This is a genomic window from Pseudoroseicyclus sp. H15 (assembly GCF_054353345.1).
Genome location: NZ_JBTHJE010000004.1, coordinates 1 through 26,221, shown reverse-complemented (window position 1 = coordinate 26,221; position 26,221 = coordinate 1). Strand labels below are relative to the sequence as shown.

Genomic DNA, 26,221 nt, shown 5'->3' with positions numbered 1-26,221 from the left:
TCTCAGGCCTTGATCTCGCGCCAGCGGCGGTTGTCGCGGTGCAGCAGCATGGCGGAATCGTCCGGCCCTGCCGTGCCCGGTTCATAGAGCTTGGGCACGTCGTTGCGCGCCTCCCAGCCCGCGATGATGGGGTCGGTCCAGGCCCAGGCGGCCTCGACCTCGTCGCCCCGCATGAACAGCGTCTGGTTGCCGCGGAAGACATCCATGATGAGCCGCTCATAGGCATCGGGCACATCCTCGGCTTCCGGCCCGAGGGCATCGGCGAAGGTCATGTCGAGCGGCACGTCGATCAGGCGCATGCCGCCGGGGCCTGGCTCCTTGATCGTCACCTGCAGGTCGATGCCCTCGTTGGGCTGCAGGCGGATGACGAGGATGTTGCGGTGGCGCTTCTCGTCGCCCTCGAAGATCGAATGGCCAAGATCCTGAAAGACGACGGCGATCTCGGAGGTGCGCGCCTTCAGCTTCTTGCCGGTGCGCAGGTAGAAGGGCACCCCGGCCCAGCGCCAGTTGGCGATCTGGCATTTCAGGGCGATGAAGCTTTCGGTGAAGCTGCGCGGATCTTCGGCATCCTCGCGGTAGCTCGGCTCCCCGTCTTCGCCGTCATACTGGCCGCGGACGATCTGGTGGTAATCCACCGGCTGCAGGGCGCGGATCACCTTAAGCTTCTCGTCGCGCACGGCGTCGGCCTCGAACTGGCTCGGCGCTTCCATGGCGATGAGACAGAGCAGCTGCATCAGGTGGTTCTGCACCATATCCCGCATGGCGCCCGACTTGTCGTAATAGGCGCCGCGGCCGCCCACACCCACCGTCTCCGCGACGGTGATCTGGATGTGGTCGATGTAATGGTTGTTCCACAGCGGCTCGAAGAGGACGTTGCCGAAGCGGATCGCCATCAGGTTCTGCACCGTCTCCTTCCCGAGGTAATGATCGATCCGGTAGATCTGATCCTCGCGGAAATGGCTGCGGAGCGTGGCGTTGAGCTCTTTGGCGGACTCAAGGTCGCGCCCGAAGGGCTTTTCCACCACGATGCGGCTCTGATCGTTCGCCACGCCATGCCGGTTCAGCCGCTCGGCCAGCGCGCCGAAGAGCGACGGGCCGACGGAGAAGTAGAAGGCGCGGATCACGCCGTCGCGCATCATCTCGGCCAGATCGGCCCAGCCGTCGTCGCCCGTGGCATCGACACGCACATAGTGCAGTCGTTGCAGGAAGGCCTTCAGCTGCTCGGCGTCGTTCTTCTCTTCGCCACCGAACTCCTGAATCGCCTCTTCGACGATCTGCCGGTACTCGGCATCGTCATGCTCGGAACGGGCCGAGGCGATGATGCGGGAATCTTCGGGCATCGTGCCGGCGCAGAAGCGGCGGTACAGGCCGGGCAGGATCTTGCGGCGGGCGAGGTCGCCGGTGCCGCCGAAGATGACCAGATCGAACGTGTCGACGGGGATGACGCGAGATACCATGCGAACTCCGGGCGTGGGCGCGGCCCCGGCCTCGGGGCCTCGGGCGGCGCTTCGTTAGCGCTAGCGCGGCCCGGATACCGGCGCCGCCCCTGCAAGTCTAGCACTGGCCCGGCTCGCGGTGAATTTCAACCCGTGGCCGGGGGCTGGCGACCGATATGAGGCGACGCAGGCGGAGGTAGAGCCTAATCCTGCGGCGCCGGCGGGCATTGTGGCGGGCGCGGGCGATGCGGCGCTCGATGATCTCGCGTTCGGTGAGCGGGTCGTTTGTGGGCGGCTTCGGCAGGGTGACGGGAATGATGGTCATGGCGGGCTCTCTCATTTTTGGTATGATGAGGGGAAGATAGGCTTGCTTCTTGGGCGCGATCAGACGCGAAGAGCGCAACGGGACTTGCAGGAATGGAACGATACTCACTCGATGACCTCCGCCTGTTCGTGGCCGTGGCGGATGCCGGGGGCCTCGCGGGGGCTTCCCGGGCGACAGGCACCAGCCTCGCCACCCTGTCGCGCCGGATGACGGCTTTGGAGCGGGCGCTGGCCCGCCGGCTCTTCGTGCGCGGTAAGCGCGGATATGCGCTCACGGCCGAGGGACGCGCGCTGCTGGCAGAGGCGGCGGCGCTGCGAGACGCAGCCCAGAGGCTCGACCGCTGGGCGGCCGCCGAGAGCCCTGCCCCACGCGTGCGCATCACCGCCGGGTCATGGACGGCGCGGTTTTTGGCGCGGGGCCTGGCCGGGCGGTGGAGCGCCGGGGCCGGCTGGGTGCCGGAGCTGCTCGCCTCCAACGCACGGGTGGATATCGCCCGGCGCGAGGCGGATATCGGCATCCGCAACCGCCGGCCCGACCAGAGCTGGCTGGCCGGGAAGGTCACGCGACGGGTGGACTACGCGGTCTATGCGACGGGGCCCGATGTGCCCGGCTTCCTCGCCCTGCCCGAGGATGCGGCGACCACACCCTCGGACCGCTGGGTGAAGGCGAACCACGGCGGCGAGATCCTGACATCTGTGTCTGACATCCGGCTGGGGCTCGATCTGGCGCTGGCGGGCATGGGGCGGATCGTGCTGCCGTGCTTCGTGGGTGATGGCGAGCCGGGGCTGCAACGCCAGTCGGACGAGATCGCCGAGATCGGCCATGACGAATGGCTCGTCACCCACCACGAGGCACGCCACGACCCGCCGGTGCGGCGGGCGATCGAAATGGTGGAAGCGATATTGGTTTAGGGCGGCGGTGGCCCTGCCTGCGGAGCTATGGGGTGTGGCTTTCGTAGACGGGACTACGCCTCCAGCTCGGCATCCCAATAGAGGAAGTCCAGCCAGCTCTCATGCAGATGCCCGGGCGGGAACTTGCGGCCGTGGTTGCGCAGCTCTTCGGCGCCGGGCTGGCGGGGCGGCTTGCGCAGGGTCATGCCGCTCTGCTTGAGGCTCTTGGAGCCCTTCTTGAGGTTACAGGTGCCGCAGGCGGCGACGACATTCTCCCAGCTCGTCACGCCGCCGCGGGCGCGGGGCACGACGTGGTCGAAGGTCAGATCGCCCCGCGAGCCGCAATACTGGCAGAGAAACTCGTCCCTCAAGAAAAGATTAAAGCGCGTGAAGGCCACGCGCTTTTGGGGTTTCACGTAATCTTTCAGCACCACGACCGAGGGGATCTTGATGCTCGTCGACGGACTTCGCACCCTCTCGTCGTACTCCGCCACGATATCCACCCGGTCGAGCCAGACGGCCTTTACGGCCTCCTGCCAGGGCCAGAGCGACAAGGGATAATAGCTCAGCGGGCGGTAATCGGCGTTCAGCACGAGAGCCGGATGCGCCTTCAACGCGCCGGGGCTGCGGACGAAATGTGTCCTGAACTCCGCTTCCATCATGCGCACCCCTCTTGCCGTTCGACTGGCATCTGGCCACCGGCGCCCGGAGGCCTGCAATCGACTATATCTGGCGTCTTCGACTTCGCAAGCTCAACATGCTGCGGGTCACGAGAGCGGGATGCCACGCGCAGATGTCGCCCACATGACAGGCAAAGCCGGGGCTTGTCAGGAGGCGCGGCTCGCCGGGCCGGGGCCGATGGCGAAGACCAACCGCGCCCGGCCCTCTTCCTTGGCGCGGTAGAGCGCCGCATCGGCAGCGCGCATCAGATCCGACATGGTGGCGCCGGGCCAGGCCTCGGCCGCACCGGCGGAGGAGGTGATGACGATGCGCCGATCCTGCTCTGCCTCGACCTCTAGCGCGCCGATCACCCGCTCGGCGATGGTGCCGGCGAGCTCGGCGTTGGCGCCGCCGAGATAGATGGCGAACTCCTCGCCGCCAAGCCGCGCCACCAGATCGCCGTCGCGCACCGCATCGCGCAGATGGCGGCCGATGGCGCGCAGGCAAAGGTCACCCACCTCGTGACCATAGGTATCGTTGATGCGCTTGAAATGATCGACGTCGATCAAAAGCAGCGTGCCCCCCGGCAGGCCGGCGCGGGTCTCGACCAGCTCGAAGAACTTGCGGCGGTTGTGGAGCCCGGTGAGCATGTCGGTGCCGGCCAGATCGGCGAGCTGCAATTGCAGCCGGTAGAGCTGCTGGACGAGAACCAGAGCGAAGGCAGTGAAGGGCGTGGCGACGAGGGCCGTCAGGATGATGTCTTCATCGACATCGATAGCGGCGGGCCCGGTGATCGACAGCTTCAGAAGCAGGTTGAAACCGATAATTGCGCATACGAAGATCGCAAAACGCACCGCGAACCCGATAGAGCTCTGTGGCGCAAGAATACGAATGAAACGGGTCAAGGCACTCTCCTGCGCGTCCCTTTAGCACGCGCAGATCGCCAAGCCAGGGCGTTTTTGGCGCCAGAGGTTGGAAAAAGCGACGCGCTAGCGCCGCAATGCCCAGCTCTTCAGCAGGTTATTCACAGAGCAATGGCGATGGGCCCGCCTTTGTCGCCGGCATCCGCCCCGTCGATCACCAGCCGCGCCCTGCCCTGCGACTTGGCCCGGTAGAGCGCACGGTCGGCGCTGGCGAGCATCTGATGCAGCCCCTCCTGCCCTTCGGTGGCGAAGACGGCGCCGCAGGAGAGCGTCATCTGCGGGCCGGCGTTGGTATCGTTGAGCTCAATGAGGAAAGGGTTGACCATCCGCTCGGCGATGGCGGCGACGCGGGCCTTGTCGGGCCTGGTCAGCATGATGCCGAATTCCTCGCCCCCCAGCCGCCCGGCCGTCTCATCCTCACGCAGCGTCGCGCGAATGCGGTCGGCCACCTGGCGCAGGCCGGCATCGCCGGCAGCATGGCCGAAGCTGTCGTTGATTGCCTTGAAGTGATCGATGTCGGCGAGGATCAGCGCCGCGGGCGGGCGCTCTTCGGCCGCGGCCTCGAAGCCGCGGCGATTGTAGAGGCCGGTCAGCATATCGGTGACGGCCATATTGGCGAGCTGCTCCTGCAGGCGGCGCTGGCGCTGCAGCAGCATGAGCGCGAGCACCACGAAAGGCAGGCCGACGGCGGTGGCGATGAGATATTCGACGGGCGCGAGATCGGTGCTGCCCTTGAACCAGGCATTCACCCCCCAATTGATCAGATTGACGATCCCCAGAACGCCGATCGCGCGCAGCACGAAATCTGCCGGCCGCCGCGGAGCGATCAGGTAGACCAGGTAGTCAATCATTGAACTCGTACTCCAGACAACAGCCCCGAAAACAGGGCACGAAGGGCGCGCTGTCGAGACCGAAACCATGACCATAGGAAGACGAATAGAGACAATTTTCGGCAAGGCCGCTGAGGCGGGCAGCCGGGCGCGGGGCGAGCCGGTTCAGGCGCCGCCGGAATAGCCCAGCCGCTCGCGCAGAAAGGCCAGCGCGACGGAAAGGCCATCTGGCGCAATGCCGTGGCCCATGCCCTTGTCGATATGTGCGAAGACCTCTGTCCAGCCGGCCTCTTCCAGCGCCTTGGCCGCCTCGGGCAGAGCCTGGGGCGGCACGACCTCGTCGGCATCGCCATGCACCAGCAGCACAGGCGGGCGGCTGATGGCTTCGTCTTCCAGCACCTCGGGCTGCAGCAGGCGGCCGGAGAAGGCGGCAAGGGCGGCCACCGGGTCTTCACGCCGGGGCAGCACATGCAGCGCCATCATGGTGCCCTGGCTGAAGCCGAGGACGGCCACCTGCTCGGGCAGCAGGTCTTCGTCGACCATCACGCCGTCGAGGAAGGCGTTGAGATCGGCGGCGGCCCGCTCGAGCCCGTCGTTCGCCTCTTCCTCGGACGAGCCGTCGATCCAGGGGATGGGAAACCATTGCAGGCCCATCGGGCTGGCGGCGCAGGCTTCGGGCGCGTCTGGCGCGAGGAACAGCGTGTCGGGCATGTACTCGCCCATGGGCTGGGAGAGGCTGATGAGATCGGCCCCGTTGGCCCCGTAGCCATGCAGGAAGATGACGGCGGAGCGCAGCTCTCCGCTTTGCGGCTCGACCCGCTCGGCCCGTAGTGCACGTGTCATGATATCCCCGCCCTGCCCTTTGCATGGGCGTAATAGGCCCAGAGCAGCCGTGCCGCAACTGCGCGCCAGGGCGACCAGGCAGCGGCGAGCGCGGCCATCTCCTTGCTGTCCGGTCGGGCCGGCAGGTCGAAGAGCAGGCGGGCGGCCTCCTGCAGGGCGAGGTCACCGGCGGGGAAGATATCGGCCCGGCCCTCGGCGGTGAGGGCGTAGAGCTGCGCTGTCCAGAGGCCGACGCCGGGGAGCGCGGTGAGGGTTTTCAGGAGGTCCTTGTCGGGGAGGGTGCTCAGAGCCTCGAAGTCTGGCGCGGCCTCGGCGATGGCGCGGGCGGAGCGGGCCTTGGCGCGGGAGAAGCCGAGGGCGCGGAGGGCCTCCTCCTCCACGGCGGCGATGGCGCGGGGATCGTGCAGGCCGGCGGCCTCGATGCGCGCCCAGATGGCAGAGGCGGCAGCGGTGGAGAGCATCTGGCCGTTGATGATCTGCAGAAGGGTGGCGAAGCCGCGCGGGCGCCGCCGGAGGGGCGGAGGGCCGGTGAGCGAGAGGGCGGCGGCGAAGCGAGGTTCCTGCGCGATGAGGGCGGCGAGGCCGGCGGAGAGATCGTCTTCGGTGTCGATGGTCACTCGCCGCCCCCTTGCGGGAGCGTCTCGTGCAGCCAGGTGAGCGCGGCTTCGGGGGTCTCGACACGGGGCGTGGGCTCGGGCGGACGGTTCAGCAGGATCACCGGCAGGCCCAGCTGTCGCGCGGCGGCGAGCTTCCCGGTACCGGCTGTCCCGCCGGAGTTCTTGGTGACGACATGTGTCACCCGGTGCTGGGACAGCAGCGCCGCCTCGGTTTTGGCGTCGGCGGAGGGGCGGCCAATGATCCAGTCGCCGGGGGGATAGGGGAACGGCGCATCGACCGGGTCGATCCGACGCACCAGAAGGCGGCGGCCCTGCAGGTTTCCGAAATCCGGCAGCGCTTGCGGTCCAACGGAGAGCCAGACGACGGCATCGCCGGGGATCAGCTCCGCCGCCTCCTCGGCCCGGTCGATGAAGCGCCAGTCGTCGCCCCCCCCGGAGCGACACCCAGGGCGCAGGAGGCGCAGGTAGGGCACACCGGCCCCGGCACAGAGCCGCTGGCTGCGCGGGCCGATGCGCGCGGCGAAGGGATGCGTGGCGTCGATCACCGCGGTGATGCTCTCTTCGCGGAGGCACCGCAGGAAGCCCTCCTCGCCGCCAAAACCACCCACCCGGACTGGCAGGCCGAGGCTCTGCGGGGCGGCGGTCGCCCCGGCGAAGGAGGCGAGCGCGGGCATCCCGGCGTCGCGGAGGAGCATGGCGAGGCGGCGCGCCTCCTCGGTTCCGGCGAGCAGAAGGATCATGCGGTCGCCAGGATCGCGCCGGCCCGGTCGACGACGATCACATCCACCGCCACCGGTGCATCGGCGAGCATCAGCTCCAGCTGCGCGCGGGCGCGGGTGGCAATCGCCTCGGCCAGGGGTGGGCCGGCGCGCTCATAGGCCTCCAGCACCGTGTTGGCGCTGGAGAGGGCGGGATCGCCGGCCCAGTCGGCCAGCAGCCCCATATCGGCCTGCGACCGCGAGGAATGCAGATCGACCGCGCCCTGCGCCAGCTTGGCCAGCTTGCCGATGCCGCCGCCGATGGTGAGCCGGGGCACGGGATGACGGCGGAGGTATTTCACCAGCCCGCCGGCGAAATCGCCCATGTCGAGCATGGCGTGATCCGGCAGGCCGTAATGCTGCTGCACCACGCGCTCGCTGGTGGCCCCGGTGCAGCCGGCCACATGGGGTGTGCCTGTCGCCACCGCCACATCGACCCCCCGATGGATCGAGGCGATCCAGGCCGCGCAGGAGAAGGGGCGCACCACGCCCGTGGTGCCGAGGATCGACAGCCCGCCGGTGATGCCGAGCCGCGGGTTCCAGGTGCGGGCGGCGATCTCTGCCCCGCCGGGCACGCTGATGGTAATGGCGATGTCGGGCGGCTGGCCGTACTCAGCCGCCATCTCCGCGACCGCCTCTTCCATCATCTTGCGCGGCACCGGGTTGATCGCGGGCTCGCCCGGCGGGATCGGCAGGCCCGGCTTGGTGACCATGCCCACGCCCTCACCGGCATGAAAGGTCACGCCGCCGGCGCTGGCGGCGACACGGGCGATGATGAGGGCGCCGTGGGTGACATCGGGGTCGTCGCCAGCATCCTTGACGATGCCCGCCTCGGCCCAGCCCTCGCCTGCCTGCCGGTGCGCCAGCGCAAAGGCCGGCCGCTCGCCCTTGGGAAGAAGAACCGACACCTCCGCCGGAAAGGCCCCGCCCCAGAGCCGCATCAGCGCGGCCTTGACCGCCGCCGTGGCGCAGGCGCCGGTCGTCCATCCTCGGCGGAGGGGTTTGTCGCTGGGGGGGGCGCTCATGGGGCGGATCATATCGGCGCGCCCCGCGCGGCCAAGCGGTTTCGCACGCCCTGCCCGGGGGCCATGTCGCCTCTGCACGGCGGGGCGCCGCCGCCGGGCCTTCAAAACCGCCGCGATTGGCGCGATATAGCCCGCATGGACCTGCCCGCGCATCATTGGCCGGAGTTCAGACCCGGCTGGGTCTGGCTTTGCGGCGCCGGGCCCGGCGATGCCGGGCTGCTCACCCTGCATGCCCTCAACGGGCTGCGGCAGGCCGATGTCGTGGTACATGACGCGCTGGTCGGGCCGGACATTCTGGCCATGGCACCGCAGGCGGAGCTGTTTCACGCCGGAAAGCGCGGCGGCAAACCCTCGGCCAAGCAGACGGATATCTCGCTGAAGCTGGTGGAGCTGGCGCAGGCCGGCCACCGGGTGCTGCGGCTGAAGGGAGGCGATCCCTTCGTCTTCGGCCGCGGCGGCGAGGAGGGCGCGGCGCTGAAGGCCGCCGGCATCCCCATGCGGATCATCCCCGGTATCTCCGCCGGGATCGGCGGGCTGGCCTATGCCGGCATCCCGGTGACGCATCGCGATGTCAACCAGTCGGTGACCTTCATCACCGGCCACGACCAGAGCGCCGAGGCTCCTGACAAGCTGGATTGGCCTGCGATCTCAAAGGCCTCTGAGGTGCTCGTGATATACATGGGCATGAAGCACATCGGCCAGATCGCAGGAGCCTTACTCGCCGCGGGCCGCCCGGCGGCCGAGCCGGTGGCCGTGGTAACCGACGCCACCCTGCCCCAGCAGCAAGTGCTGGAGACGACGCTGGGCGCGCTGGAGGCCGATCTGGCTGCCTCGGGCCTCGCGCCGCCGGCGATCATCTGCGTGGGCCGGGTGGTGGAGAAGCGGGCCATTCTGAACTGGCTGGCGGAATGAGAGGGACTGATGTGGAGGGGGGCGCTGCCCCCCGCCTGACGGCCCCCCCGGGATATTTGCAGAAAAGCGAGGGGGCATGGGGCGCGGGCTGCTGATCGCTGCGCCCTCCTCCGGTGCGGGGAAGACGATTGTCACGCTGGGGCTCTTGCGGGCGCTGGCGAGGGCAGGCGTGGATGTGCGGGGGGCGAAATCGGGGCCGGATTACATCGATCCGGCCTTTCATGCCGCCGCGACGCGGCGCGATTGCGGCAATCTCGATGCCTGGGCCATGGGGGCGCCGCGGCTGCGCGCGCTGGCGGCGGGAGACGGGCTGCTCATCGTCGAGGGGGCCATGGGGCTGTTCGACGGCGCGCCGGCGCCGGGAGCGCCCGCCGCGGGGCGCGGCTCGGCGGCCGAGCTGGCGAAGGTGCTGGGCGTGCCGGTGGTGCTGGTGGTGGATGCGGGGCGCATGGCCGGCTCGGTGGCCGCGCTGGTGGGGGGGTTCCTGCGATTTGACCCCGAGCTGCGGCTGGCGGGGCTGATCCTGAACCGCGTCGGCTCTGACCGGCACGAGCGGATGTTGCGCGCGGCGCTGGAGCCGCTCGGGTTGCCGGTGCTGGGAGCGCTGCGGCGAGACCCGGGCCTGGCCCATCCCTCGCGACATCTGGGGCTGGTGCAGGCCGGTGAACGAGCGGACCTGGAGGCGTTTCTCGAGCGGGCAGCAAACACCGTGGCGGGGGCCGTCGATCTGAAGGCGCTCCAGGCGCTGGCGGCACCGCTGGCGGAGGGCGAGGCGAAGAGGCTGGGCCCACCGGGGCAGCGGATCGCGGTGGCGCGGGACGAGGCGTTCGCCTTCGCCTATCCGCATATGCTGGCAGACTGGCGGGCGCAGGGGGCCGAGATCCGGACGTTCTCGCCTCTGGATAACGAGGCCGTGCCGGAGGCCGATGTGGTGTATCTGCCGGGCGGCTATCCGGAACTCCACGCCGGTCGGCTCGCTGGGGCGCAGACATTCATGAAAAGCTTGAGGATCGCTTCAGAAACATCTGAGATTTATGGAGAATGTGGCGGATACATGACGCTCGGCAACGGGCTGATCGATGCCGAAGGCGAGCGCCATGCGATGGCGGGGTTGCTGCGGCTGGAGACGTCCTTCGCGGCCCGCAAGCTGCATCTTGGCTACCGCGAAGTCCGCGCGGACCACGGCTGGGTCCAGGGCACATGGGCGGCGCATGAATTTCACTACGCAACCACCTTGAAAGAAGAGGGAAACCCCCTCTTCTCCGCCCGCGACGCCGAAGGCACGGAGCTGCCTCCCATGGGCCTACGCGCCGGGCGGGTCTGCGGCTCTTTTACACACCTGATCGACCGCAAATGAGGCCGGGGCGCTCTTGCTGCCAACCGCCCCCGGGGCTAACGGAAAAGGCATGAGCATCTCAGCCAATCCCCAGCAAGACGACCGCGCAGCGCGTCGAAACGTCATGGTGCTGGTGGCGGCACAGGCGCTGATCGGCGCGCAGATGCCGATGCTCTTCACCATAGGCGGGCTCGCCGGGCAGATGCTGGCGCCCAACGCCTGCCTCGCCACCCTGCCGATCTCGCTCATCGTCTTCGGCTCGATGACCACGGCCCCCTGGATCAGCCCCTTCATGGCGAAGGCCGGGCGACGGGCCGGTTTCATGATCGGCTGTCTCGCCGGGGCGCTCGGCGCGCTGCTCGGCGCCTGGGCCATCTCGATCGGCTCGTTCCCGCTGCTGCTCGCCGGCAGCTACCTCACCGGCATCTATATGTCGGCGCAGGGCTTTTTCCGCTTCGCCGCAACCGACCGGGCCAGCGACGCCTATCGCCCGAAAGCCATCTCCTACGTGATGGCAGGCGGGCTGATCGCGGCGCTCGTCGGCCCGCAACTGGTGAAGGTGACGGCGGAGGCGACCGCGATTCCCTTCATCGGCACCTACCTGGTCGCCGCTTTGCTCAACCTGCTCGGCCTCGGCCTGATCGCCCTGCTCGACCTGCCGCCCCAAGCCCCCGTGCCCGGCGCCTCGCGCGGGCGCAGCATGCGCGAGATCCTGCGCTCGCCGCCAATCGTGGTGGCGATCATCTGCGGCATGGTTTCCTACACGCTGATGAACCTGGTGATGACCTCGACGCCGCTGGCCGTCGTGGGCTGCGGCTTCAGCCGCAATACCGCCGCCGACGTCGTCTCGGCGCATGTGCTGGCGATGTATGTGCCCTCGTTCTTCACCGGCGCGCTGATCGCCCGCTTCGGCACCACGCGCATCATGGGGATCGGCCTTGCCATTCTCGCCGCCGCCGGAGTGACGGGCCTTGCCGGCGTCGAGCTGGCCAATTTCTACGGTGCGCTGGTGCTGCTCGGCATCGGCTGGAACTTCGGTTTCATCGGCGCCACCACAATGCTCGCCGCACACCACACGCCGGAGGAGCGCGGCCGCGTGCAGGGGCTGAACGACGCGATCGTGTTCGGATGCGTCACGCTCGGCAGCCTCGCCTCGGGCGGGCTGATGAACTGCTCGGGCGGCGATGTGGTGCAGGGCTGGAACGCGGTGAACCTGGCCATGATCCCGCTGCTGGCGCTGGCCGGCGGTGCGCTGATCTGGCTGGTGATGCGCCCCAAAGAGGCCTGAGCCTACCAGCCGCCGAGCGCGGCCTTGGCCATCAGCGACAGGCGCGCGGCGAAGGGCGAGCTTTCCAGCCGGCCCTCGCCCACCCATTCGGGGTGGCGCGTGGCGCGGCGCAGGATCGCACCGGTCTGCCAATAGGGGCGCAGCGCCGCGCCCAGCCCCCGCAGATCGGCGCCGCGCGCCTTGGCCAGCCATTCCAGGCCCAGCGGGGCGAGCACGCCCGGCAGATCCGGCAGCGGCTCCATCCCCGCGGCGCGAAGCGCAGGTGCGGCGACGAGCCAGTTCGCCAGCCCCCCGGCGCGCCCGGCCAGCCGCACTGGCTTCTCCTGTTCTGCCCGCGCACCCAGACCCAGGGCGCAGGCCCAGGCCAGCGTGCCGGCGGTGGCATCGAGGTGATCCAACAGCGCCTCGCGGGTTTCCGGCCCCTCGCGGTTGCCCTCCGCCATGCGCGCCTCGACCATGGGGCGAAGCAGCGCGGCAGTCACCGCGCCCCGCCCCATCAGCTCGGCCAGCGGCTGAACGACCTCATGCTGGCGGATGCGCCCCTGCTCGATCTCCTCCAGCGCCTCGCGCCACCAGGTCAGGCGGATCGCGGCGAGCATCGGCTCGGAGGCGCCCCAGGCGCCGCGGCTGAGCTCGACATTGAAGGCGAACAGCGGGAAGAGCACCGCCCGCTCCGCCGGCGTGGCCGACATGGCGGCGAGGAAGCGGCCGGGGTCGCCCGCCTTCACGATCTCGGCGCAGGCCTGCAGGCTCATATGGCGCGAGCCACGGTGGCAAGATAGCCGGTGAGATGCTTCACGCGCCGCCAGGTGGCGGCCTCGTGCCGCGCCTCGGCGATGGCCGCGAGCAGATCGTCGCTCGCCTCGCGCTCCAGAGCGTCGCAGCGCGCCTCCAGCGGGCCGTAATAGGCCTCCCAGGCCGCGTCCGAGAGGCGCCAGCTCTCCAGCACCTCCCAGCCGGCGCCGGCCACCGCCTCGGCGATCTGCCCCTCGGTATGCACCGGCCCGTCGCCCCAGAATTCCACCGGGTCGAAGTTCGGGTCAGGCGCGAAGAGGCAGGGATGGGTGAAGGCGACGGCGCCGCCCTCCTCCACCAGCCCGCGCAGGGCCGAGAGCCCCTCGTCCAGCCCCAGGTTGTAGAGCGCGCCGGCGGACCAGATGAAATCGAAGCTCCCCGCGTCGGTCATCGAGGCGACCTCGGCCGCGACGCGCGGATCGCCCGCCCAGGCCTCGCTCACCCGCGCCACGAAAGGCGCGTGCAGGTCCCGGGCGGTCACATGCCCCTCGGGCGCCGCCTTCAGCAGTGCCGCGATATCGGCCCCCGGCCCGCAGCCGGCATCGAGGATGCGCGCATCCCGGGCCAGGCCCACGACCTGCGCGGCCCGCCCCACGTCTGCCGCCTCGCCGGGGCCTTCGCGCTCCAGCCCCGAATGCACCGCAAAGAAGGCCGGGTTCATTGCGCCGCCACCTCTGCCGCGGCCTGCCCCTGCATCAGCTTCCAGCGCACGGCATCCACCAGCGCCTCGACAGAGGCATCGACTATGTTCGCCGAGACGCCGACGGTCGACCAGCGCCGCTGCTCGCCATCCTCGCTGTCAATGATGACGCGGGTCACGGCCGAAGTGCCCGCCCCGGTGATGCGCACCTTGAAGTCGACCAGGCGCATGTCGTCGACCAGCGCCTGGTAGCGGCCAAGATCCTTGGCCAGCGCGTTCCACAGGGCGTTAACCGGGCCGGCATCCTGCATCTCGTCGCCATGCGGGTTCTCGTAGAACGAGGTGATGCGCTCGCCGCCAAGGGCTATCGTCACCACCGCCTCGGAGACGATCACGACCTCGCCCCGCGCATTGCGCCGCCGCTCGGAGATCACCCGGTAACGCTCCAGCTCGAAGAAGCGCGTTGTGGGCCCCAGCTCTTCCAGCGCCAGCAGCTCGAAGCTCGCCTGCGCGGTGTCATAGGCATAGCCGCGCGATTCGCGCTCCTTCACCTTGTCCAGGATCACCGGCAGCGCGGCATCGCCCCTCTCCACCTCGATCCCCGCCTCGGCGAGCCGGGCGCGGAGGTTGGATTGCCCCGCCTGGTTCGACATCGGCACGATCCGCGTGTTCCCTACCAGCTCCGGCTCGATATGCTCGTAGGTGCGCGGGTCCTTCGCGATGGCAGAGGCGTGCAGCCCCGCCTTGTGCGCGAAGGCACTGGCGCCAACGTAGGGGGCCTGTTTCTGCGGCACGCGGTTGAGGATATCGTCGAGCATCCGGCTGACGCGGCGCAGCTGCCTCAGCCCTTCCCGCGTCACCCCGGTTTCGTAGTCGCTGGCAAAGGGCTCCTTCAGCAGCAGCGTCGGGATCAGCGTGGTGAGGTTGGCATTGCCGCAGCGCTCACCAAGCCCGTTGAGCGTGCCCTGGATCTGGCGCACGCCTGCCTCCACCGCCGCGAGGCTGCCGGCGACGGCCTGCCCGGTATCGTCATGGCAATGGATGCCGAGGTGATCTCCCGGGATGCCCGCCGCGATGACCTCGCGCACGATATCGGCGATCTCCCCCGGCAGCGTGCCGCCATTGGTGTCGCAGAGCACCACCCAGCGCGCCCCGGCCTTGTAGGCGGCCAGCACGCAGTCCAGCGCATAGGCCCGGTTCTGCTTGAAGCCGTCGAAGAAATGCTCGGCGTCGAACAGCGCCTCGCGCCCGCTCTTCACAAGATGGGCGATAGAGGCGGAGATGTTCTCCACATTCTCCTCCAGCGTGATGCCGAGCGCGGTGGTGACGTGGAAATCATGGGTCTTGCCGACAAGGCACACGCTGTCCGTGCCTGCGTTCATCACCGCGGCCAGCACATCGTCATTCTCGGCCGAGCGCCCGGCCCGCTTGGTCATCCCGAAGGCGGTGATCGCCGCCCGCCCCGGCTGCACCTTCTCGAAGAAGCCCGAATCCGTCGGGTTCGCCCCCGGCCAGCCGCCCTCGATCTGGTCGATGCCGAGGCTGTCGAGCGCCCGCGCGATGCGCAGCTTCTCGTCGGTCGAGAATTGCACACCTTGCGTCTGCGCCCCGTCGCGCAGCGTGGTGTCGTAAAGATACAGCCGCTCAGTCATCGCACCATCCTCACCTCAGAGGCGCCCCGCCCCCTCTCGCTTTTCTGCAAATATCCCGGGGGGGCCGTCAGGCGGGGGGCAGCGCCCCCCTCCGCAGTCTCCACAAGCGCCGTCATTTAAAGCTTCCCCGCATCGAACCCCGGCCCCGGCGCCCAATCCGCCCCGTCCGGCCTGTCCATCACCTCAACGCCCGCCGCTGTCAGCAGCGCGCGGATCTCATCGGCCCGGGCGAAATCCTTCGCCTTGCGCGCCTGAAACCGCTCATCAAGCAGCGCCTCGATCTTCGCACCCGCATCGCCGGCGCCGTCCCAGCCGCCCAGCTCGTCGGTCAGGAGCCCCAGAAGCTGCGCGGAGGCAAGAAATTCGCCAAGTCTTTCGCCGAGTTCTGCTTCTTCGCCTTCGCTCGCGTCGCCGTGGGCAATCGCGTTTCGCTTCTGCTGCAGAGCGTGACCAAAATGGCCGAGAAAGTTGAGCGCTTCGGCTGTGTTAATGTCGTCGCTCAACGCATTAACAACTTCGCTTGCCGGCGTTGACGGCTTTACCCCAGCGGTCAACTCGCGCCACTTCCTAAGGGTGCGCTCCGCCTCGTCGCGCCGCTTATCCGTCCAGTCCATCGGCTTGCGGTAATGCGTGCCCAGCAGCACGAAGCGGATCACCTCGCCGGGGATCCCCCGGTCCAGCAGGTCACGGATCGTGAAGAAATTGCCCAAGGACTTGGACATCTTCCGCCCCTCGACCTGCAGCATCTCGTTGTGCAGCCAGACGCGGGCGAACTCGCCGTCGGGATGGGCGCACATGCTCTGCGCCAGCTCGTTCTCGTGGTGCGGAAAGGTCAGGTCCGTCCCGCCGCCATGGATGTCGAAGCTCGGCCCGAAGAGCGCGTCGCTCATCGCCGAGCATTCGATATGCCAGCCCGGCCGGCCCCGCCCCCAGGGGCTCTCCCAGCCCGGAAGGCTGTCGTCCGACGGCTTCCAGAGCACGAAATCCATCGCGTCGCGCTTGTAGGGCGCGACCTCGACCCGCGCTCCGGCTATCATGTCGTCCACCGAGCGGCCGGAGAGGGCGCCGTACTCCGGGTAGGACCCAACGGAGAACAACACATGCCCCTCAGCCTCGTAGGCATGGCCCGCCTCGATCAGCCCCTCGATCATCGCCACCATCTCGCCGATATGGCCCGTGGCCCGCGGCTCATGCGTCGGCCTGAGGGCCCCCAGCGCATCCATGTCGGCGTGATACCAGCGAATCGTCTCCTCGGTGATCGCGGCGATGGCCTCCTGCACGCTCTCGCCGATCTCGTCCGCGCGCTCCTGCGCCCGGGCGTTAATCTTGTCATCGACGTCGGTGAAGTTGCGGGCGTAGCGCACGGCGTTCTCGCCATAGACATGGCGGAGCAGCCGGAACAGCAGGTCGAACATAACGACGGGCCGGGCATTGCCCAGATGCGCGCGGTCATAAACGGTCGGGCCGCAGAGATAGATGCGCACATCATCCTCGCGGATCGGAGCGAACGTCTCCTTGGCCCGGCTCTTGCTGTTCCAGAGTTTAATGGCCGTCATGGCATACCTCACGCGGGGTCTCGCGGGGGTGGCTATCTCAGACGATCAGGGTGTGAAAGAGCGGCCCGCGACGGTTGTCAGCAGGAAATGATGCAAGCAATGATGCAAATGCTCTTCATGGATGCCTGCTAGCACGCCCCGGCGGCGGCGTCCACCATATCCGCCAGCTTGCGCAATGTATTGAGGTTGCGCCCGGTCAGCGCGGTCCCGGTGACGACCTTGCCGATCTTCTCGCCGAGCTTCGATATGCCCATGCCGTCCGGGTGCAGCATCCAGACATGCCCGCCCACGATCTGCAGCGCCTCGCTCTCGGCCTTCAGGCTCTGGTAGAGCCCCTCGTCGATCGCAGGTTGGTCCCAGCAGAAGAAGCAATGCGTGTGGCTCCCCTTCTCCACCTCGAAGGGGCAGCTCTCCGCCGCGTGCCGCATCTCCTCCCGGCTCAGCACCAGCACCGGGATCGGCCGCCCGAACTCCGCTGAGATGGCCTGCTCCAGCGCCGCCGCGAGCTGAGGCGGCTCCCCGTCTGCGATGAACACCAGATTGCCGCTGGCGATATAGCTGCGCACATCGCCCCAGCCCAGCCCCTCGGCCAGCGCCTTCAGCCGCGCCATCTCCACCTTCACGCCGCCCACATTGACCCCGCGCAGAAGAGCCACGAATGCCGGCATGCCCGCCTCCCGAAAAACCAGTCGCCAGCGCCAGCCTAACACGCCATGATCGCCGCCATGAGCCCCTTTCGCGCCCGCGTCACCGCCATCTGTTCCGCCCTGCCCGGCGCCGAGGTCTCAGATCCCTGGGGCGGTCCAGAGGGCAGCCCTGGCCACGATGCCTGGAAGGTCGGCGGCAAGATGTTCGCCTGCATCGGCGCGGTGCAACCCGGCATTTCCGTCAAGACCGACAGCCCCGAGACGGCCACCATGCTCATCGACGCCGGCATCGGCGCAAAGGCCCGCTACTTCCACCGCTCCTGGGTCCACCTGCCCGAGGATGTGGCCGACGACGAGCTCACCCACCGCCTGCAAAGTGCCTATGGCATCATCCGCGCCAAGCTCCCCAAAAAGGTCCAGGCCAGCCTCCCCTGACCGTCACTCCACCCAGGCACCGCGCTCCTTCGATCCCCTGCCGAGCGCGGCCCGCAAACCGCCCCTTCGTCTTTGCTCCAACAAAATCCTCGGGGGGGCTGGCAACGCCAGCGGGGGGCAGACAGCCCCCCTCCACCACCAGCCACCCCTCACCCCCGCCCCGGGGATCCCCCGGGCGGGCGGGCGATTGCCGCAGGCGAGGCCGCCCCGCCCGGGGTCAGCTCTTCGCCCGGCCCTTCAGGTGCTTGGTCAGCGAGGTGGTATTGGGCTTCTTGCGGTTCTTGTAGGGGTTCTTGTCTGACTGGCTACGGAAGGTCAGGCGGATCGGCGTGCCCGGCATGTCGAACTCCTCGCGGAGGCCATTCACCAGGTACCGCGAATAGCTCTCCGGCAGGGCTTCGGGATGCGAGGCCATGATCACGAAATTCGGCGGCCTCGCCTTCACCTGTGTCATATAGCGCAGCTTGATGCGGCGCCCGCCGGGGGCCGGCGGCGGGTGGGCGGTGAGCATGCCGTCGAGCCAGCGGTTGAGCCGGCCCGTCGAGATGCGCCGGTTCCACATCCGGTGCGCACTGACCACGGCCTCCTGCAGCCGCCCCAGCCCCTTGCCGGTCTTGGCCGACAGAGTGATCAGCGGCGCGCCGCGCAGCTTGGGCAGCAGGCGCTCGAAATCGGCCTTCAGCTCCTTCAGGCGTACCTGCTTGTCGTCTTCGAGATCCCATTTGTTGAGCCCCACGACCACGGCCCGCCCCTCGCGCTCGGCAAGGTCGGCAAGCCGCAGGTCCTGCTGCTCGAAGGGGATCTGCGCATCCAGCAGCACCACGACCACCTCGGCGAATTTCACCGCGCGCAGGCCGTCGGAGACGCTCATCTTCTCGAGCTTGTCGTCGATCTTGGCCTTCTTGCGCATGCCGGCGGTGTCGAAGATGCGGGTCGGCACGCCGCCCCAGTCCGTCGTGAGCGCAATGGAATCTCGGGTGATGCCGGCCTCGGGGCCGGTCAGCAGGCGGTCTTCGCCGATGATGGCGTTGATCAGCGTCGATTTGCCGGCATTCGGCCGCCCGACGACGGCGATCTTGAGCGGGCGCTGAGGCGTCGGCACCCAGGCCGCTTCCTGCGCTTCCTCGTCGCCCTCTTCGATGTCGACATCTCCGATCTCCACATCGGCCTCCGCGGCCTCGGCCTCGGCGCGCTCGGCGTAGATCTCGGCCAGCGGCTCCAGCATCGAGCGCAACTCGTCCATCCCCTGCCCGTGCTCGGCAGAGAGGCCGACGGGCTCGCCCAGCCCCAGCGCATAGGCCTCGAGCAAGCCCGCCTCGGCGGCGCGGCCCTCGGCCTTGTTGGCACCGAGGATCACGTGGCGGCCCTTGCGGCGCAGGATGTCGGCGAAGATCTCGTCGGCCGGCAGCACACCGGCGCGGGCGTCGATGAGGAAGAGGCAGACATCCGCCATCTCCACCGCCCGCTCGGTCAGCCGGCGCATGCGGCCCTGCAGGCTCTCGTCGCTCGCCTCCTCCAGGCCCGCCGTGTCGATGACGGTGAAGCGGAGGTGGCCCAGCCGCGCTTCGCCTTCGCGCAAGTCACGCGTGACGCCGGGCTGGTCGTCGACCAGCGCCAGCTTGCGGCCGACGAGACGGTTGAACAGCGTCGATTTGCCCACATTGGGGCGGCCGACGATGGCGAGGGTGAAGGTCATGAGGGGCACCTTAACGGGTCAAGGCGCCCCGATACAGCCTTGGTCAGCGAAACGCCAGCAGCTCGCCATCGGTGTTGGTGACATAGAGCGTGCCGCCGGCCACCGCCGGGTTGCTCGCCGCGCCGCCGGGCAGCGCCACGTCGCCGAGGCTGGCGCCGGAGGTCGGATCGAACTGGTGCAGCGCCCCATCGGAGGAGGCGACCACCAGACGCCCGCCGGCGAGCACGGGCCCGAAATGCACATAGCGGCGGTTGCGGTTCTTGCCGTCGGAGGTGAATTGCGGAAGCGTCACGCGCCAGATCACCCCGCCGGTCGAGGCATCGAGCCGCACCAGCTCGCCGATATCGTTGATCAGGAAGACGGCGCCGCCAGCCACGGCCACCGGGCTCGTCGCCCCTTCCTTCGCCGTCCAGAGCCGCTCGCCGGTGTCGAGCCGCATGGCCACGAAACGCCCGGTAACATTGCCGACGTACACCGTGTTACCCACGATCACCGGGTCGGCGCCGATATCCACCGTCGCCACGCCCAGCGCCTCGCCCTCACGGCTGCCGCCGATGACGGAGGACCAGCGGCGCAGGCCGCCCTGCGGGAACATGCCGATCACCTCGCCCGAAGGATAGGGCATCACCAGCATGTCGCCCGAGATGGCGGGCCCGGCGCCGCCGGCGAAATTGGCGGCCGAATTTGTGCCGGTCTGCTGCCAGGCGATGCGGCCCGTCCTGCGGTCGAGTGCCATGGCGAGCGAGCCGCGCGCCGCGACATAGACCAGATCGCCGGAGATCAGCGGGGCAGAGCCGCCGGGCACGCCCAGATCCTGCACCCATTGCGTGGCGCCGGTGGCGGCATCCATGGCGATGAGCTGTCCGAAGCCGGTGGCGGCGAAGACCTGCCCGCCGTCCGCCGCCAGGCCGCCGCCCGAGGCATCGCGGCTGTTCTCGCCAACCGGCGTCAGATCACGCTGCCAGAGCAGCCCGCCCGCCGGCGTCACCGCGCTGACGCGGCTGGACACATCCATGGCGAACACGCGGCCGCCGGACACGACCGGATCGGCGGTGATGCGATGGCGGCGCGAATTGCCATCGCCGAGATCGACGGAAAAGGCGAGGCTCAGCGTCCCCGGCAGGGCCGGATGCGACACGAAATGGGTCTGCGAGCCGCCCCGATGCGTCCAGTCTGCATTGCGGGTGACAGGCGGCAGAGCGATCGGCACGGCGGCATTCAGCTCCACCGGGCCGGGGCGGATATCGACCCGCTGGCCGGGCAGAATGGTCTCGGGCGCCGCGCAGGCAGCCAGGCCGAGAGCGAGGGCGAAAGAGGCCAGCGCGCGCATCGTGTTACTCCACCTCGTCGGCGGCCGGCGCGGCATCCGGGCCGTCCGTCGCCGGCGCGTCCTCGACGGTCACGTCCTCGGGGGCCGGCTCCAGCACGATCACGTCGTCGGCAGGCGCCTCGCTCGCGGCGGCGTCATCGGCGGGGGCTTCTTCGGCCGGCGCGGGCGCTTCGGCGGGAGCCGCGTCTTCTGCAGGGGAAGGCTCCTCAGAGGGCGCGGGCTCTTCAGCGGGCGCCGGCTCGTCGGCCGTGGCTGGGTCCTCGGCGGGCGCCAGCTCTTCGTCGGCGACCGGCGCCGCCGCGTCTTCGGCCGGGGCAGCGTCTGCGGGGGCGCTCTCCTCCGCTTCCAGCGGAATGGCCGCGTCTTCCACGGGCACGGCCACGGCGTCCGGCGGCGGTAGCTCTTCCAGCACCGCCTCGTCGGCGGGCTCGGCGAGCGCCTCGCTCACCGCCTCGGCGCTGGCGTCGGGCGTCTCGCTGGCCGCGGCCGGCGCCGGGGTGGCGGCGCCGAGCGCCGTGAGCAGCGCGTCGATGCGGTTCTTCTGGGCCGAGGTCACCTCGGCATCGTCCCCGATGCGCTCAAGGCGCGCGACGGCGTCTTCACGCTGGTCGTCACGCAGCTCGGAGAGGGCGATCTGCTCGTCCGCCAGAAGGCGGAAGGGCGCGCCGGGGGCGGCGAGGCCCTCCAGCCGGGTGCGGATCTCATGCTCGGGCAGCGTGCCGATGCGCAGCATCACGGCCTTCAGCGCAGCGAGACTGCCATAGGGTGCAGGAAGGTCGGGCATGGCAGCGAGGGCTTCCAGCCGCTCTGCCGCCGCCTCGGGATCGTCGGCCGCCATCTCTTCGGCCGCGGTGAGCATCTGCACCACGGCATTAGCCGGCCCATCGACGGCGGCCGTCTCCAGCGCCGCCACACGGGCGCCGGGCTCGGCGGAATCCATCGCGTTCAGCAGGGCCGCCCCCACGGCCTGCGCCTCGGCCCGCTCGCGCGCGCCCCGGAACTCGACGAAGGCGGCGCCGCCGACGATGACGAGCACGACCACCGCGCCGATCCACCACCAGCGCCGGAAGGCCTGGCCCAGTTGGTCTCGGCGCAAGGCCTCGCTGACCTCGTCGATGAAGCTGTCAGGATTGCTCAAAGCCCACTCCCCCGGCGCCGTTCTTGATCCCGTGGCGCCTGTTGTCCCGCCTCCTTAGCCCGAAGGCCGCCGGGGCGGCAAGACCGGGGCGGCGCTGGCGGCAGGCGGGCGCCGGTAGAGGGTGGCTTCGGGACGGGATGGCGGATGTTGGAGGGGGGCTGTCTGCCCCCCGCTGGCGTTGCCAGCCCCCCCGAGGATTTTGTTGGAGCAAAGACAGGGGGCGGAGTCAGGGGTGGAGGCGCCCTGCCCTATTCGGCGGCGAGATTGCCGATGTCTTCGGCCTGGCGGTTCCAGAGGGCGGCGTAGTGGCCATTGCGCGAGAGAAGGTCGGCATGGGTGCCGGCCTCGGCGATTTCGCCCTCGTCGAGCACGATGATCTGATCGGCATCGGCGATGGTGGAGAGCCGGTGCGCGATGGAGATGACAGTGCGGCCATGGCCCATCGCCTTCAGCTCGCCCTGAATCTCGCGCTCGGTGCCGGTGTCGAGCGCGCTGGTGGCCTCGTCGAGCAGCAGGATCGGCGGGTTCTTCAGGAGCGTGCGCGCGATGCCGACGCGCTGCTTCTCGCCGCCGGAGAGCTTGAGCCCGCGTTCGCCCACCTGCGTGTCATAGCCCTCGGGCAGCGAGGCGATGAAGCGGTGGATCGAGGCGGCGCGGGCCACCGTTTCGATCTGCTCCTGCGTGGCGCCCTCGCGGCCATAGGCGATATTGTAGCGGATGGTATCGTTGAACAGCACCGTGTCCTGCGGCACCACGCCGATGGCGGCATGCAGGCTCTCCTGCGTGACATTGCGCACATCCTGGCCGTCGATCGTGACCTTGCCGCCGGTGACATCGTAGAAGCGGAAGAGCAGCCGGCCGATGGTGCTTTTGCCGGCGCCCGTGGCGCCAACGATGGCGAGCGTGCCGCCGGCGGGCACCTCGAAGGAGACGCCCTTGAGGATCTTGCGGCCGTCGCCATAGCCGAAATGCACATCCTCGAAGCGCACCACGCCCTGGCGGATCTGCAGCGCCGGGGCGCCGGGCTTGTCTGTCACCTCGGGGGGCTGGTCGAGCAGGCCGAACATGTCGGCCATGTCGATCAGCGCCTGGCGGATCTCGCGGTAGACCGTGCCGAGGAAGTTCAGCGGCATAGTGATCTGCAGCATGTAGGAATTGACGGCGACGAAATCGCCCACCGTCAGACTGCCCCGCTGCACGCCGATGGCCGCCATCACCATCACGGCGACGAGGCCGGCAGTGATGAGGAAGGCCTGGCCGAAGTTGAGGAAGGCGAGGCTCTGCTGAGTCGTCACCGCGGCATCGGCATAGGCGCGCATGGCGCCATCATAGCGCTTGGCCTCGCGGGTCTCGGCGCCGAAATACTTGACCGTCTCGAAGTTGAGCAGGCTGTCGATGGCCTTCTGGTTTGCATCGGTATCCTGGTCGTTCATCACCTTGCGGATCTTCACCCGCCATTCGGTGACCTTGAAGGTGAAGGCCGTGTAGAGCGCCACGACGATGCCGACGACGACGAGATACCAGGCGTCGAACAGGAAGAAGAGCACCACCGAAATCAGCAGCAGCTCCAGCACCAGGGGGCCGATGGAGAAGAGCACGAAGCGCAGGAGAAACTCGACGCCCTTCACCCCCCGCTCGATCACCCGGCTCAGCCCGCCGGTCTTGCGGGTGATGTGGTAGCGCAGCGAGAGCTGATGGATGTGCTGGAAGGTCTCCAAAGCCAGCATGCGCAGGGCGCGCTGGCCGACGGTGGCGAAGATGACGTCGCGCAGCTGCTGAAAGCCGTTGGTCATCAGCCGGGCCATGCCATAGGCCAGCGTCAGCCCGACGGCGCCCCAGCCCACCATCATCCCGGTGGTCGGCGCCTCGCCTGAGAGCGTGTCGACGGCGTATTTGTAGAGCAGCGGCGTGCCGACGCTGATGAGCTTGTAGAGCAGGATCATCGCGAGCGAGACGACGACGCGCACCCGCACCTCTGTCTCGCCCTTCGGCCAGAGATAAGGGATGACGCGGCGGATCACATACCAGCCATCCACCGGCGCACCGGAAAGATTGGCCTCTGTCTTCTGGAGCCGCCCCATGCCTCTCATGAGGGACATTTAGGGAGCGCGGCTGTGAAACACCATATGCGGCGGGCAGATTGGCTTTGGCGCGCTAGCCGAAGACCCCGGGGATCGGGCGGTAGCTGGTCACCTCCTGCTCGACCTTGAGCGACATCAGCAGCGCGCGCCGCTCTTCGGGCGGCAGGCGGCCATCGAGGAACCGGGCGCAATCGGCGGCGCCGTCGGGGCCGACATGTTCGTAGATCAGGGCCATCTCGCCATCGCAGCCTTCGAGCAGGCGCACGTTGAAGGCCGAGGGGCAGTCGCGCAGCTCACGCGCCATCTGCGAGAGATAGTCGAGAAAGCGCGCGCGATAATCTGATTGAACCCAGAACCGGTTCACCCGCGTCATGCGCGACATCAACCCACCATCAACTCGATAACCACCCATCGTTCCCGAGAGAGAACGCAGATTAACCCCTGCGTCAAGCTCGGCCGGGTGAGCCCTCGGGCGCCCTGCCAGCCGTGCTGAAATTAACGGCGCGTCGCAGCCGGCGGCGGCGTGGCAGCAACCGGCGCAGAGGCGCGCCGGAGCTGCGCCTCGCGGAAGGTCATGTAGCCGATGGCGCCCATGATCAGCAGCGCGCCGATCACCACCCAATGGTCGATGCTCTCACCGAAGGCGATCCAGCCCAGAAGTGTCGCCCAGACGAGCTGCAGGAAGGTGACGGGCTGGGTTACCGTCATCGGTGCGGCGGCGAAGGCGACCGTCATGAAGTAATGCCCCAGCGTGGCGAAGAAGGCCGTGCCGAGGAACCAGGCGAGATCGGTCCAGCTCGGCGTCTGCCAGTCGAGCAGCGCGAAGGGCAGCAGGCAGATGGGCACCAGTGCCGAAAGCATGGTGACGATCACCGTCGGGCTCACCTCGCCCGAAAGCTGCTTGGTGAAAAGGTAGGAGCCGGCAAAGCAGATCGAGACGGCGAGCATAGCGAAATGGCCCGGATCGAGCTCGCGAAAGCCCGGGCGCAGCATGATGGCGACGCCGGCGAGAGCGACGGCGATGGCGATCATGCGCCGCAGGGCGAGCCGCTCGCCGAAGATCAGGGCGGCGCCGATGGTGACGTAGATCGGGTTGAGGTAGTTCATCGCCGTCACCTCGGCGAGCGGGATGCGGGCGATGGCGAAGAACCACAGGATGACCGCGCCGGAATGGACGAGCGCGCGCAGCCCGAACAGCCGCCAGAGCCGCGGCGTGAGCTTTGCCCGCCGCACCGCGCCGATCATCGGCAAGAGGAAGGGCAGCCCCATCGCGTAGCGCAGGAAGCTGGCCTCGGCGGCGGGCACATCGGTGCCCACCGTCTTCACGATGGCCGTCATGCAGACGAAGCTCAGCCCCGACAGCACCATGAACAGCACACCCCGCAGCGGCCGGGCGTCAGGCGGAATGAAGCCTCGCGCCGGCACCGGGGTGGTGGCGGGCAATTACTCCGCCGCCTCGTAGGCTTCCATCACCTCGTCGGGCGCTTCGAAATTGGTGGTGACGTTCTGCACGTCATCGTCGTCTTCGAGCGTCTCGACCAGTTTCATCAGCTTTTGCAGACCATCGAGATCCACCGGAGCGGTGGTGGTGGGCCGCCAGACGAGCTTGGCCGTCTCGCTTTCGCCGAGCTCGGCTTCGAGCGCAGTCGAGACCTCGTTGAGATCGGTATCAGCGCAGTAGATGTAATGGCCGTCTTCGGAGCTTTCGACATCCTCGGCGCCGGCCTCGATGGCGGCCATCATCACCGTGTCGGGGTCACCGGCCTCGGGCTTGTAGAATATCTCGCCCTTGCGATCGAACATGAAGGCGACCGAGCCTGTCTCGCCGAGATTGCCGCCCGATTTGCCGAAGGTGGAGCGCACGGACGAGGCGGTGCGGTTGCGATTGTCGGTCAGCGCCTCGACGATGACCGCCACGCCGTTGGGGCCGTAGCCCTCATACCGGATGCTCTCGTAATTCTCGGCATCGCCGCCGATGGCCTTCTTGATGGCGCGGTCGATGACGTCTTTCGGCATCGACTGGCTCTTGGCCTCCTTCACGGCGAGGCGCAGGCGGGGGTTCTTGTCGGGATCGGGGTCGCCCATCTTGGCGGCGACGGTGATCTCCTTGGAGAATTTCGAAAACAGCTTCGAGCGCGCGGCGTCCTGGCGCCCCTTGCGATGCTGAATATTCGCCCATTTGGAATGGCCGGCCATGCGTAGAGCCCTCTTCTTCGCGGATCGGAACGCTCTATAGGCGCCGGCCGGCAAAGGGGCAAGGGAGGGAGCGGTGCGGGCATGTTCGCCGCGCCCTTGCGGGCGCGTCTCGCGAAAGCGGGGGGGGGCTGTCTGTGAGCGGCTCGGGCTCGACCGGGCGCAGGGCGCGCGCGGCGCCAAAGCTGCGGGCGCGGGCGCGGCTGAGCTTCTCC

At 68.7% G+C, this 26,221-nt stretch carries 26 protein-coding genes; 5 read left to right on the top strand and 21 right to left on the bottom strand.

Annotation, left to right across the window (positions count from 1 at the left end):
• Positions 1-2: 2 nt before the first annotated feature.
• Positions 3-1,457 (bottom strand): glucose-6-phosphate dehydrogenase, encoded by a 1,455-nt coding sequence (gene zwf, locus ACXN5S_RS09530; protein ID WP_458605196.1) that lies wholly within the window; start codon positions 1,455-1,457, stop codon positions 3-5.
• A 97-nt stretch (positions 1,458-1,554) separates the two neighbouring features.
• A complete protein-coding gene (locus tag ACXN5S_RS09525) occupies positions 1,555-1,761 on the bottom strand; it encodes a hypothetical protein (protein WP_458605195.1) in 207 nt (68 codons plus the stop codon).
• 92 nt (positions 1,762-1,853) lie between these two features.
• Between ACXN5S_RS09525 and ACXN5S_RS09520 the strand changes: the two genes are divergently transcribed.
• Positions 1,854-2,672: a LysR family transcriptional regulator gene (locus ACXN5S_RS09520; RefSeq protein ID WP_458605194.1), complete on the top strand. Its 819-nt coding sequence runs from the start codon at positions 1,854-1,856 to the stop codon at positions 2,670-2,672.
• A gap of 53 nt (positions 2,673-2,725) precedes the next feature.
• Here the strand turns inward: ACXN5S_RS09520 and ACXN5S_RS09515 are convergent, their stop codons facing one another.
• The 7 genes from ACXN5S_RS09515 to ACXN5S_RS09485 form a co-directional block, all read right to left on the bottom strand.
• Positions 2,726-3,310 (bottom strand): HNH endonuclease, encoded by a 585-nt coding sequence (locus ACXN5S_RS09515; RefSeq protein ID WP_458605398.1) that lies wholly within the window; start codon positions 3,308-3,310, stop codon positions 2,726-2,728.
• Positions 3,311-3,478: 168 nt separating this feature from the next.
• Positions 3,479-4,216, bottom strand: a complete 738-nt coding sequence (locus ACXN5S_RS09510; protein ID WP_458605193.1) for a GGDEF domain-containing protein — start codon at positions 4,214-4,216, stop codon at positions 3,479-3,481.
• Between the two features lie 119 nt (positions 4,217-4,335).
• Positions 4,336-5,085: a GGDEF domain-containing protein gene (locus tag ACXN5S_RS09505; protein WP_458605192.1), complete on the bottom strand. Its 750-nt coding sequence runs from the start codon at positions 5,083-5,085 to the stop codon at positions 4,336-4,338.
• A gap of 144 nt (positions 5,086-5,229) precedes the next feature.
• Positions 5,230-5,907 carry an alpha/beta hydrolase gene (locus ACXN5S_RS09500; RefSeq protein ID WP_458605191.1) on the bottom strand — a complete coding sequence of 226 codons (678 nt, stop codon included), beginning with the start codon at positions 5,905-5,907 and terminating at the stop codon, positions 5,230-5,232.
• Positions 5,904-6,524: a DNA-3-methyladenine glycosylase family protein gene (locus ACXN5S_RS09495; RefSeq protein WP_458605190.1), complete on the bottom strand. Its 621-nt coding sequence runs from the start codon at positions 6,522-6,524 to the stop codon at positions 5,904-5,906. The genes ACXN5S_RS09500 and ACXN5S_RS09495 overlap by 4 nt, the downstream gene beginning before the upstream one ends.
• The gene (locus tag ACXN5S_RS09490) at positions 6,521-7,264 is read right to left on the bottom strand and encodes a precorrin-6A/cobalt-precorrin-6A reductase (protein WP_458605189.1); all 744 of its coding nucleotides are present in this window, start codon (positions 7,262-7,264) and stop codon (positions 6,521-6,523) included. The genes ACXN5S_RS09495 and ACXN5S_RS09490 overlap by 4 nt, the downstream gene beginning before the upstream one ends.
• The gene (locus ACXN5S_RS09485) at positions 7,261-8,307 is read right to left on the bottom strand and encodes a cobalt-precorrin-5B (C(1))-methyltransferase (protein WP_458605188.1); all 1,047 of its coding nucleotides are present in this window, start codon (positions 8,305-8,307) and stop codon (positions 7,261-7,263) included. The genes ACXN5S_RS09490 and ACXN5S_RS09485 overlap by 4 nt, the downstream gene beginning before the upstream one ends.
• A 135-nt stretch (positions 8,308-8,442) precedes the next feature.
• Between ACXN5S_RS09485 and cobA the strand changes: the two genes are divergently transcribed.
• From cobA to ACXN5S_RS09470, 3 genes are all read left to right on the top strand, one after another.
• On the top strand, positions 8,443-9,219 hold the full coding sequence (cobA, locus tag ACXN5S_RS09480) for a uroporphyrinogen-III C-methyltransferase (RefSeq protein ID WP_458605187.1): 777 nt from the start codon (positions 8,443-8,445) through the stop codon (positions 9,217-9,219).
• Between the two features lie 76 nt (positions 9,220-9,295).
• Positions 9,296-10,576, top strand: coding sequence for a cobyrinate a,c-diamide synthase (locus ACXN5S_RS09475; RefSeq protein WP_458605186.1), 1,281 nt, complete (start codon positions 9,296-9,298; stop codon positions 10,574-10,576).
• Positions 10,577-10,625: 49 nt separating this feature from the next.
• Positions 10,626-11,843: an MFS transporter gene (locus ACXN5S_RS09470; RefSeq protein ID WP_458605185.1), complete on the top strand. Its 1,218-nt coding sequence runs from the start codon at positions 10,626-10,628 to the stop codon at positions 11,841-11,843.
• A gap of 2 nt (positions 11,844-11,845) precedes the next feature.
• On the opposite strand, the gene ACXN5S_RS09465 is transcribed toward ACXN5S_RS09470, so the two are convergent.
• From ACXN5S_RS09465 to ACXN5S_RS09445, 5 genes are all read right to left on the bottom strand, one after another.
• A complete protein-coding gene (locus ACXN5S_RS09465) occupies positions 11,846-12,598 on the bottom strand; it encodes a squalene/phytoene synthase family protein (protein WP_458605184.1) in 753 nt (250 codons plus the stop codon).
• The gene (locus ACXN5S_RS09460) at positions 12,595-13,299 is read right to left on the bottom strand and encodes a class I SAM-dependent methyltransferase (protein WP_458605183.1); all 705 of its coding nucleotides are present in this window, start codon (positions 13,297-13,299) and stop codon (positions 12,595-12,597) included. The genes ACXN5S_RS09465 and ACXN5S_RS09460 overlap by 4 nt, the downstream gene beginning before the upstream one ends.
• A complete protein-coding gene (gene cimA / locus ACXN5S_RS09455) occupies positions 13,296-14,930 on the bottom strand; it encodes a citramalate synthase (protein ID WP_458605182.1) in 1,635 nt (544 codons plus the stop codon). The genes ACXN5S_RS09460 and cimA overlap by 4 nt, the downstream gene beginning before the upstream one ends.
• Positions 14,931-15,046: 116 nt before the next feature.
• Positions 15,047-16,486 (bottom strand): cysteine--tRNA ligase, encoded by a 1,440-nt coding sequence (gene cysS / locus ACXN5S_RS09450; protein WP_458605181.1) that lies wholly within the window; start codon positions 16,484-16,486, stop codon positions 15,047-15,049.
• Between the two features lie 128 nt (positions 16,487-16,614).
• Entirely contained in the window at positions 16,615-17,154 is a 540-nt protein-coding gene (locus ACXN5S_RS09445) for a DUF1697 domain-containing protein (protein WP_458605180.1), read from the bottom strand.
• Positions 17,155-17,211: 57 nt separating this feature from the next.
• Here ACXN5S_RS09445 and ACXN5S_RS09440 point away from each other — a divergent pair, with 57 nt between their 5' ends.
• Positions 17,212-17,568, top strand: coding sequence for an MmcQ/YjbR family DNA-binding protein (locus ACXN5S_RS09440; RefSeq protein WP_458605179.1), 357 nt, complete (start codon positions 17,212-17,214; stop codon positions 17,566-17,568).
• Positions 17,569-17,785: 217 nt separating this feature from the next.
• Here ACXN5S_RS09440 and der read toward each other — a convergent pair whose 3' ends face one another.
• The 7 genes from der to ACXN5S_RS09405 form a co-directional block, all read right to left on the bottom strand.
• Positions 17,786-19,264 carry a ribosome biogenesis GTPase Der gene (der, locus tag ACXN5S_RS09435; protein WP_458605178.1) on the bottom strand — a complete coding sequence of 493 codons (1,479 nt, stop codon included), beginning with the start codon at positions 19,262-19,264 and terminating at the stop codon, positions 17,786-17,788.
• A 43-nt stretch (positions 19,265-19,307) separates the two neighbouring features.
• Complete coding sequence (locus ACXN5S_RS09430; protein ID WP_458605177.1) at positions 19,308-20,594, bottom strand: outer membrane protein assembly factor BamB family protein; 1,287 nt, start codon at positions 20,592-20,594, stop codon at positions 19,308-19,310.
• Positions 20,595-20,598: 4 nt separating this feature from the next.
• A complete protein-coding gene (locus ACXN5S_RS09425; RefSeq protein WP_458605176.1) occupies positions 20,599-21,732 on the bottom strand; it encodes a hypothetical protein in 1,134 nt (377 codons plus the stop codon).
• Between the two features lie 248 nt (positions 21,733-21,980).
• Positions 21,981-23,813 carry an ABCB family ABC transporter ATP-binding protein/permease gene (locus ACXN5S_RS09420; RefSeq protein WP_458605175.1) on the bottom strand — a complete coding sequence of 611 codons (1,833 nt, stop codon included), beginning with the start codon at positions 23,811-23,813 and terminating at the stop codon, positions 21,981-21,983.
• A 73-nt stretch (positions 23,814-23,886) separates the two neighbouring features.
• The gene (locus ACXN5S_RS09415; protein ID WP_458605174.1) at positions 23,887-24,195 is read right to left on the bottom strand and encodes a hypothetical protein; all 309 of its coding nucleotides are present in this window, start codon (positions 24,193-24,195) and stop codon (positions 23,887-23,889) included.
• 113 nt (positions 24,196-24,308) lie between these two features.
• Entirely contained in the window at positions 24,309-25,256 is a 948-nt protein-coding gene (locus ACXN5S_RS09410; RefSeq protein WP_458605173.1) for a DMT family transporter, read from the bottom strand.
• Complete coding sequence (locus ACXN5S_RS09405; RefSeq protein ID WP_458605172.1) at positions 25,257-26,009, bottom strand: YebC/PmpR family DNA-binding transcriptional regulator; 753 nt, start codon at positions 26,007-26,009, stop codon at positions 25,257-25,259.
• Between the last annotated feature and the right edge of the window lie 212 nt (positions 26,010-26,221).

What these genes read in the sequence shown, in the direction of transcription:
- ACXN5S_RS09515 (WP_458605398.1), bottom strand. Translation starts at nt 3,310, where the DNA reads ATGGAAGCGGAGTTCAGGACACATTTCGTCCGCAGCCCCGGCGCGTTG.
- ACXN5S_RS09485 (WP_458605188.1), bottom strand. Translation starts at nt 8,307, where the DNA reads ATGAGCGCCCCCCCCAGCGACAAACCCCTCCGCCGAGGATGGACGACC.
- ACXN5S_RS09440 (WP_458605179.1), top strand. Translation starts at nt 17,212, where the DNA reads ATGAGCCCCTTTCGCGCCCGCGTCACCGCCATCTGTTCCGCCCTGCCC.
- ACXN5S_RS09475 (WP_458605186.1), top strand. Translation starts at nt 9,296, where the DNA reads ATGGGGCGCGGGCTGCTGATCGCTGCGCCCTCCTCCGGTGCGGGGAAG.
- ACXN5S_RS09525 (WP_458605195.1), bottom strand. Translation starts at nt 1,761, where the DNA reads ATGACCATCATTCCCGTCACCCTGCCGAAGCCGCCCACAAACGACCCG.
- ACXN5S_RS09500 (WP_458605191.1), bottom strand. Translation starts at nt 5,907, where the DNA reads ATGACACGTGCACTACGGGCCGAGCGGGTCGAGCCGCAAAGCGGAGAG.
- ACXN5S_RS09420 (WP_458605175.1), bottom strand. Translation starts at nt 23,813, where the DNA reads ATGGGGCGGCTCCAGAAGACAGAGGCCAATCTTTCCGGTGCGCCGGTG.
- ACXN5S_RS09430 (WP_458605177.1), bottom strand. Translation starts at nt 20,594, where the DNA reads ATGCGCGCGCTGGCCTCTTTCGCCCTCGCTCTCGGCCTGGCTGCCTGC.
- cobA (WP_458605187.1), top strand. Translation starts at nt 8,443, where the DNA reads ATGGACCTGCCCGCGCATCATTGGCCGGAGTTCAGACCCGGCTGGGTC.
- cysS (WP_458605181.1), bottom strand. Translation starts at nt 16,486, where the DNA reads ATGACGGCCATTAAACTCTGGAACAGCAAGAGCCGGGCCAAGGAGACG.
- cimA (WP_458605182.1), bottom strand. Translation starts at nt 14,930, where the DNA reads ATGACTGAGCGGCTGTATCTTTACGACACCACGCTGCGCGACGGGGCG.
- ACXN5S_RS09465 (WP_458605184.1), bottom strand. Translation starts at nt 12,598, where the DNA reads ATGAGCCTGCAGGCCTGCGCCGAGATCGTGAAGGCGGGCGACCCCGGC.
- ACXN5S_RS09505 (WP_458605192.1), bottom strand. Translation starts at nt 5,085, where the DNA reads ATGATTGACTACCTGGTCTACCTGATCGCTCCGCGGCGGCCGGCAGAT.
- ACXN5S_RS09405 (WP_458605172.1), bottom strand. Translation starts at nt 26,009, where the DNA reads ATGGCCGGCCATTCCAAATGGGCGAATATTCAGCATCGCAAGGGGCGC.
- ACXN5S_RS09520 (WP_458605194.1), top strand. Translation starts at nt 1,854, where the DNA reads ATGGAACGATACTCACTCGATGACCTCCGCCTGTTCGTGGCCGTGGCG.
- ACXN5S_RS09460 (WP_458605183.1), bottom strand. Translation starts at nt 13,299, where the DNA reads ATGAACCCGGCCTTCTTTGCGGTGCATTCGGGGCTGGAGCGCGAAGGC.
- der (WP_458605178.1), bottom strand. Translation starts at nt 19,264, where the DNA reads ATGACCTTCACCCTCGCCATCGTCGGCCGCCCCAATGTGGGCAAATCG.
- ACXN5S_RS09415 (WP_458605174.1), bottom strand. Translation starts at nt 24,195, where the DNA reads ATGTCGCGCATGACGCGGGTGAACCGGTTCTGGGTTCAATCAGATTAT.
- zwf (WP_458605196.1), bottom strand. Translation starts at nt 1,457, where the DNA reads ATGGTATCTCGCGTCATCCCCGTCGACACGTTCGATCTGGTCATCTTC.
- ACXN5S_RS09445 (WP_458605180.1), bottom strand. Translation starts at nt 17,154, where the DNA reads ATGCCGGCATTCGTGGCTCTTCTGCGCGGGGTCAATGTGGGCGGCGTG.
- ACXN5S_RS09490 (WP_458605189.1), bottom strand. Translation starts at nt 7,264, where the DNA reads ATGATCCTTCTGCTCGCCGGAACCGAGGAGGCGCGCCGCCTCGCCATG.
- ACXN5S_RS09470 (WP_458605185.1), top strand. Translation starts at nt 10,626, where the DNA reads ATGAGCATCTCAGCCAATCCCCAGCAAGACGACCGCGCAGCGCGTCGA.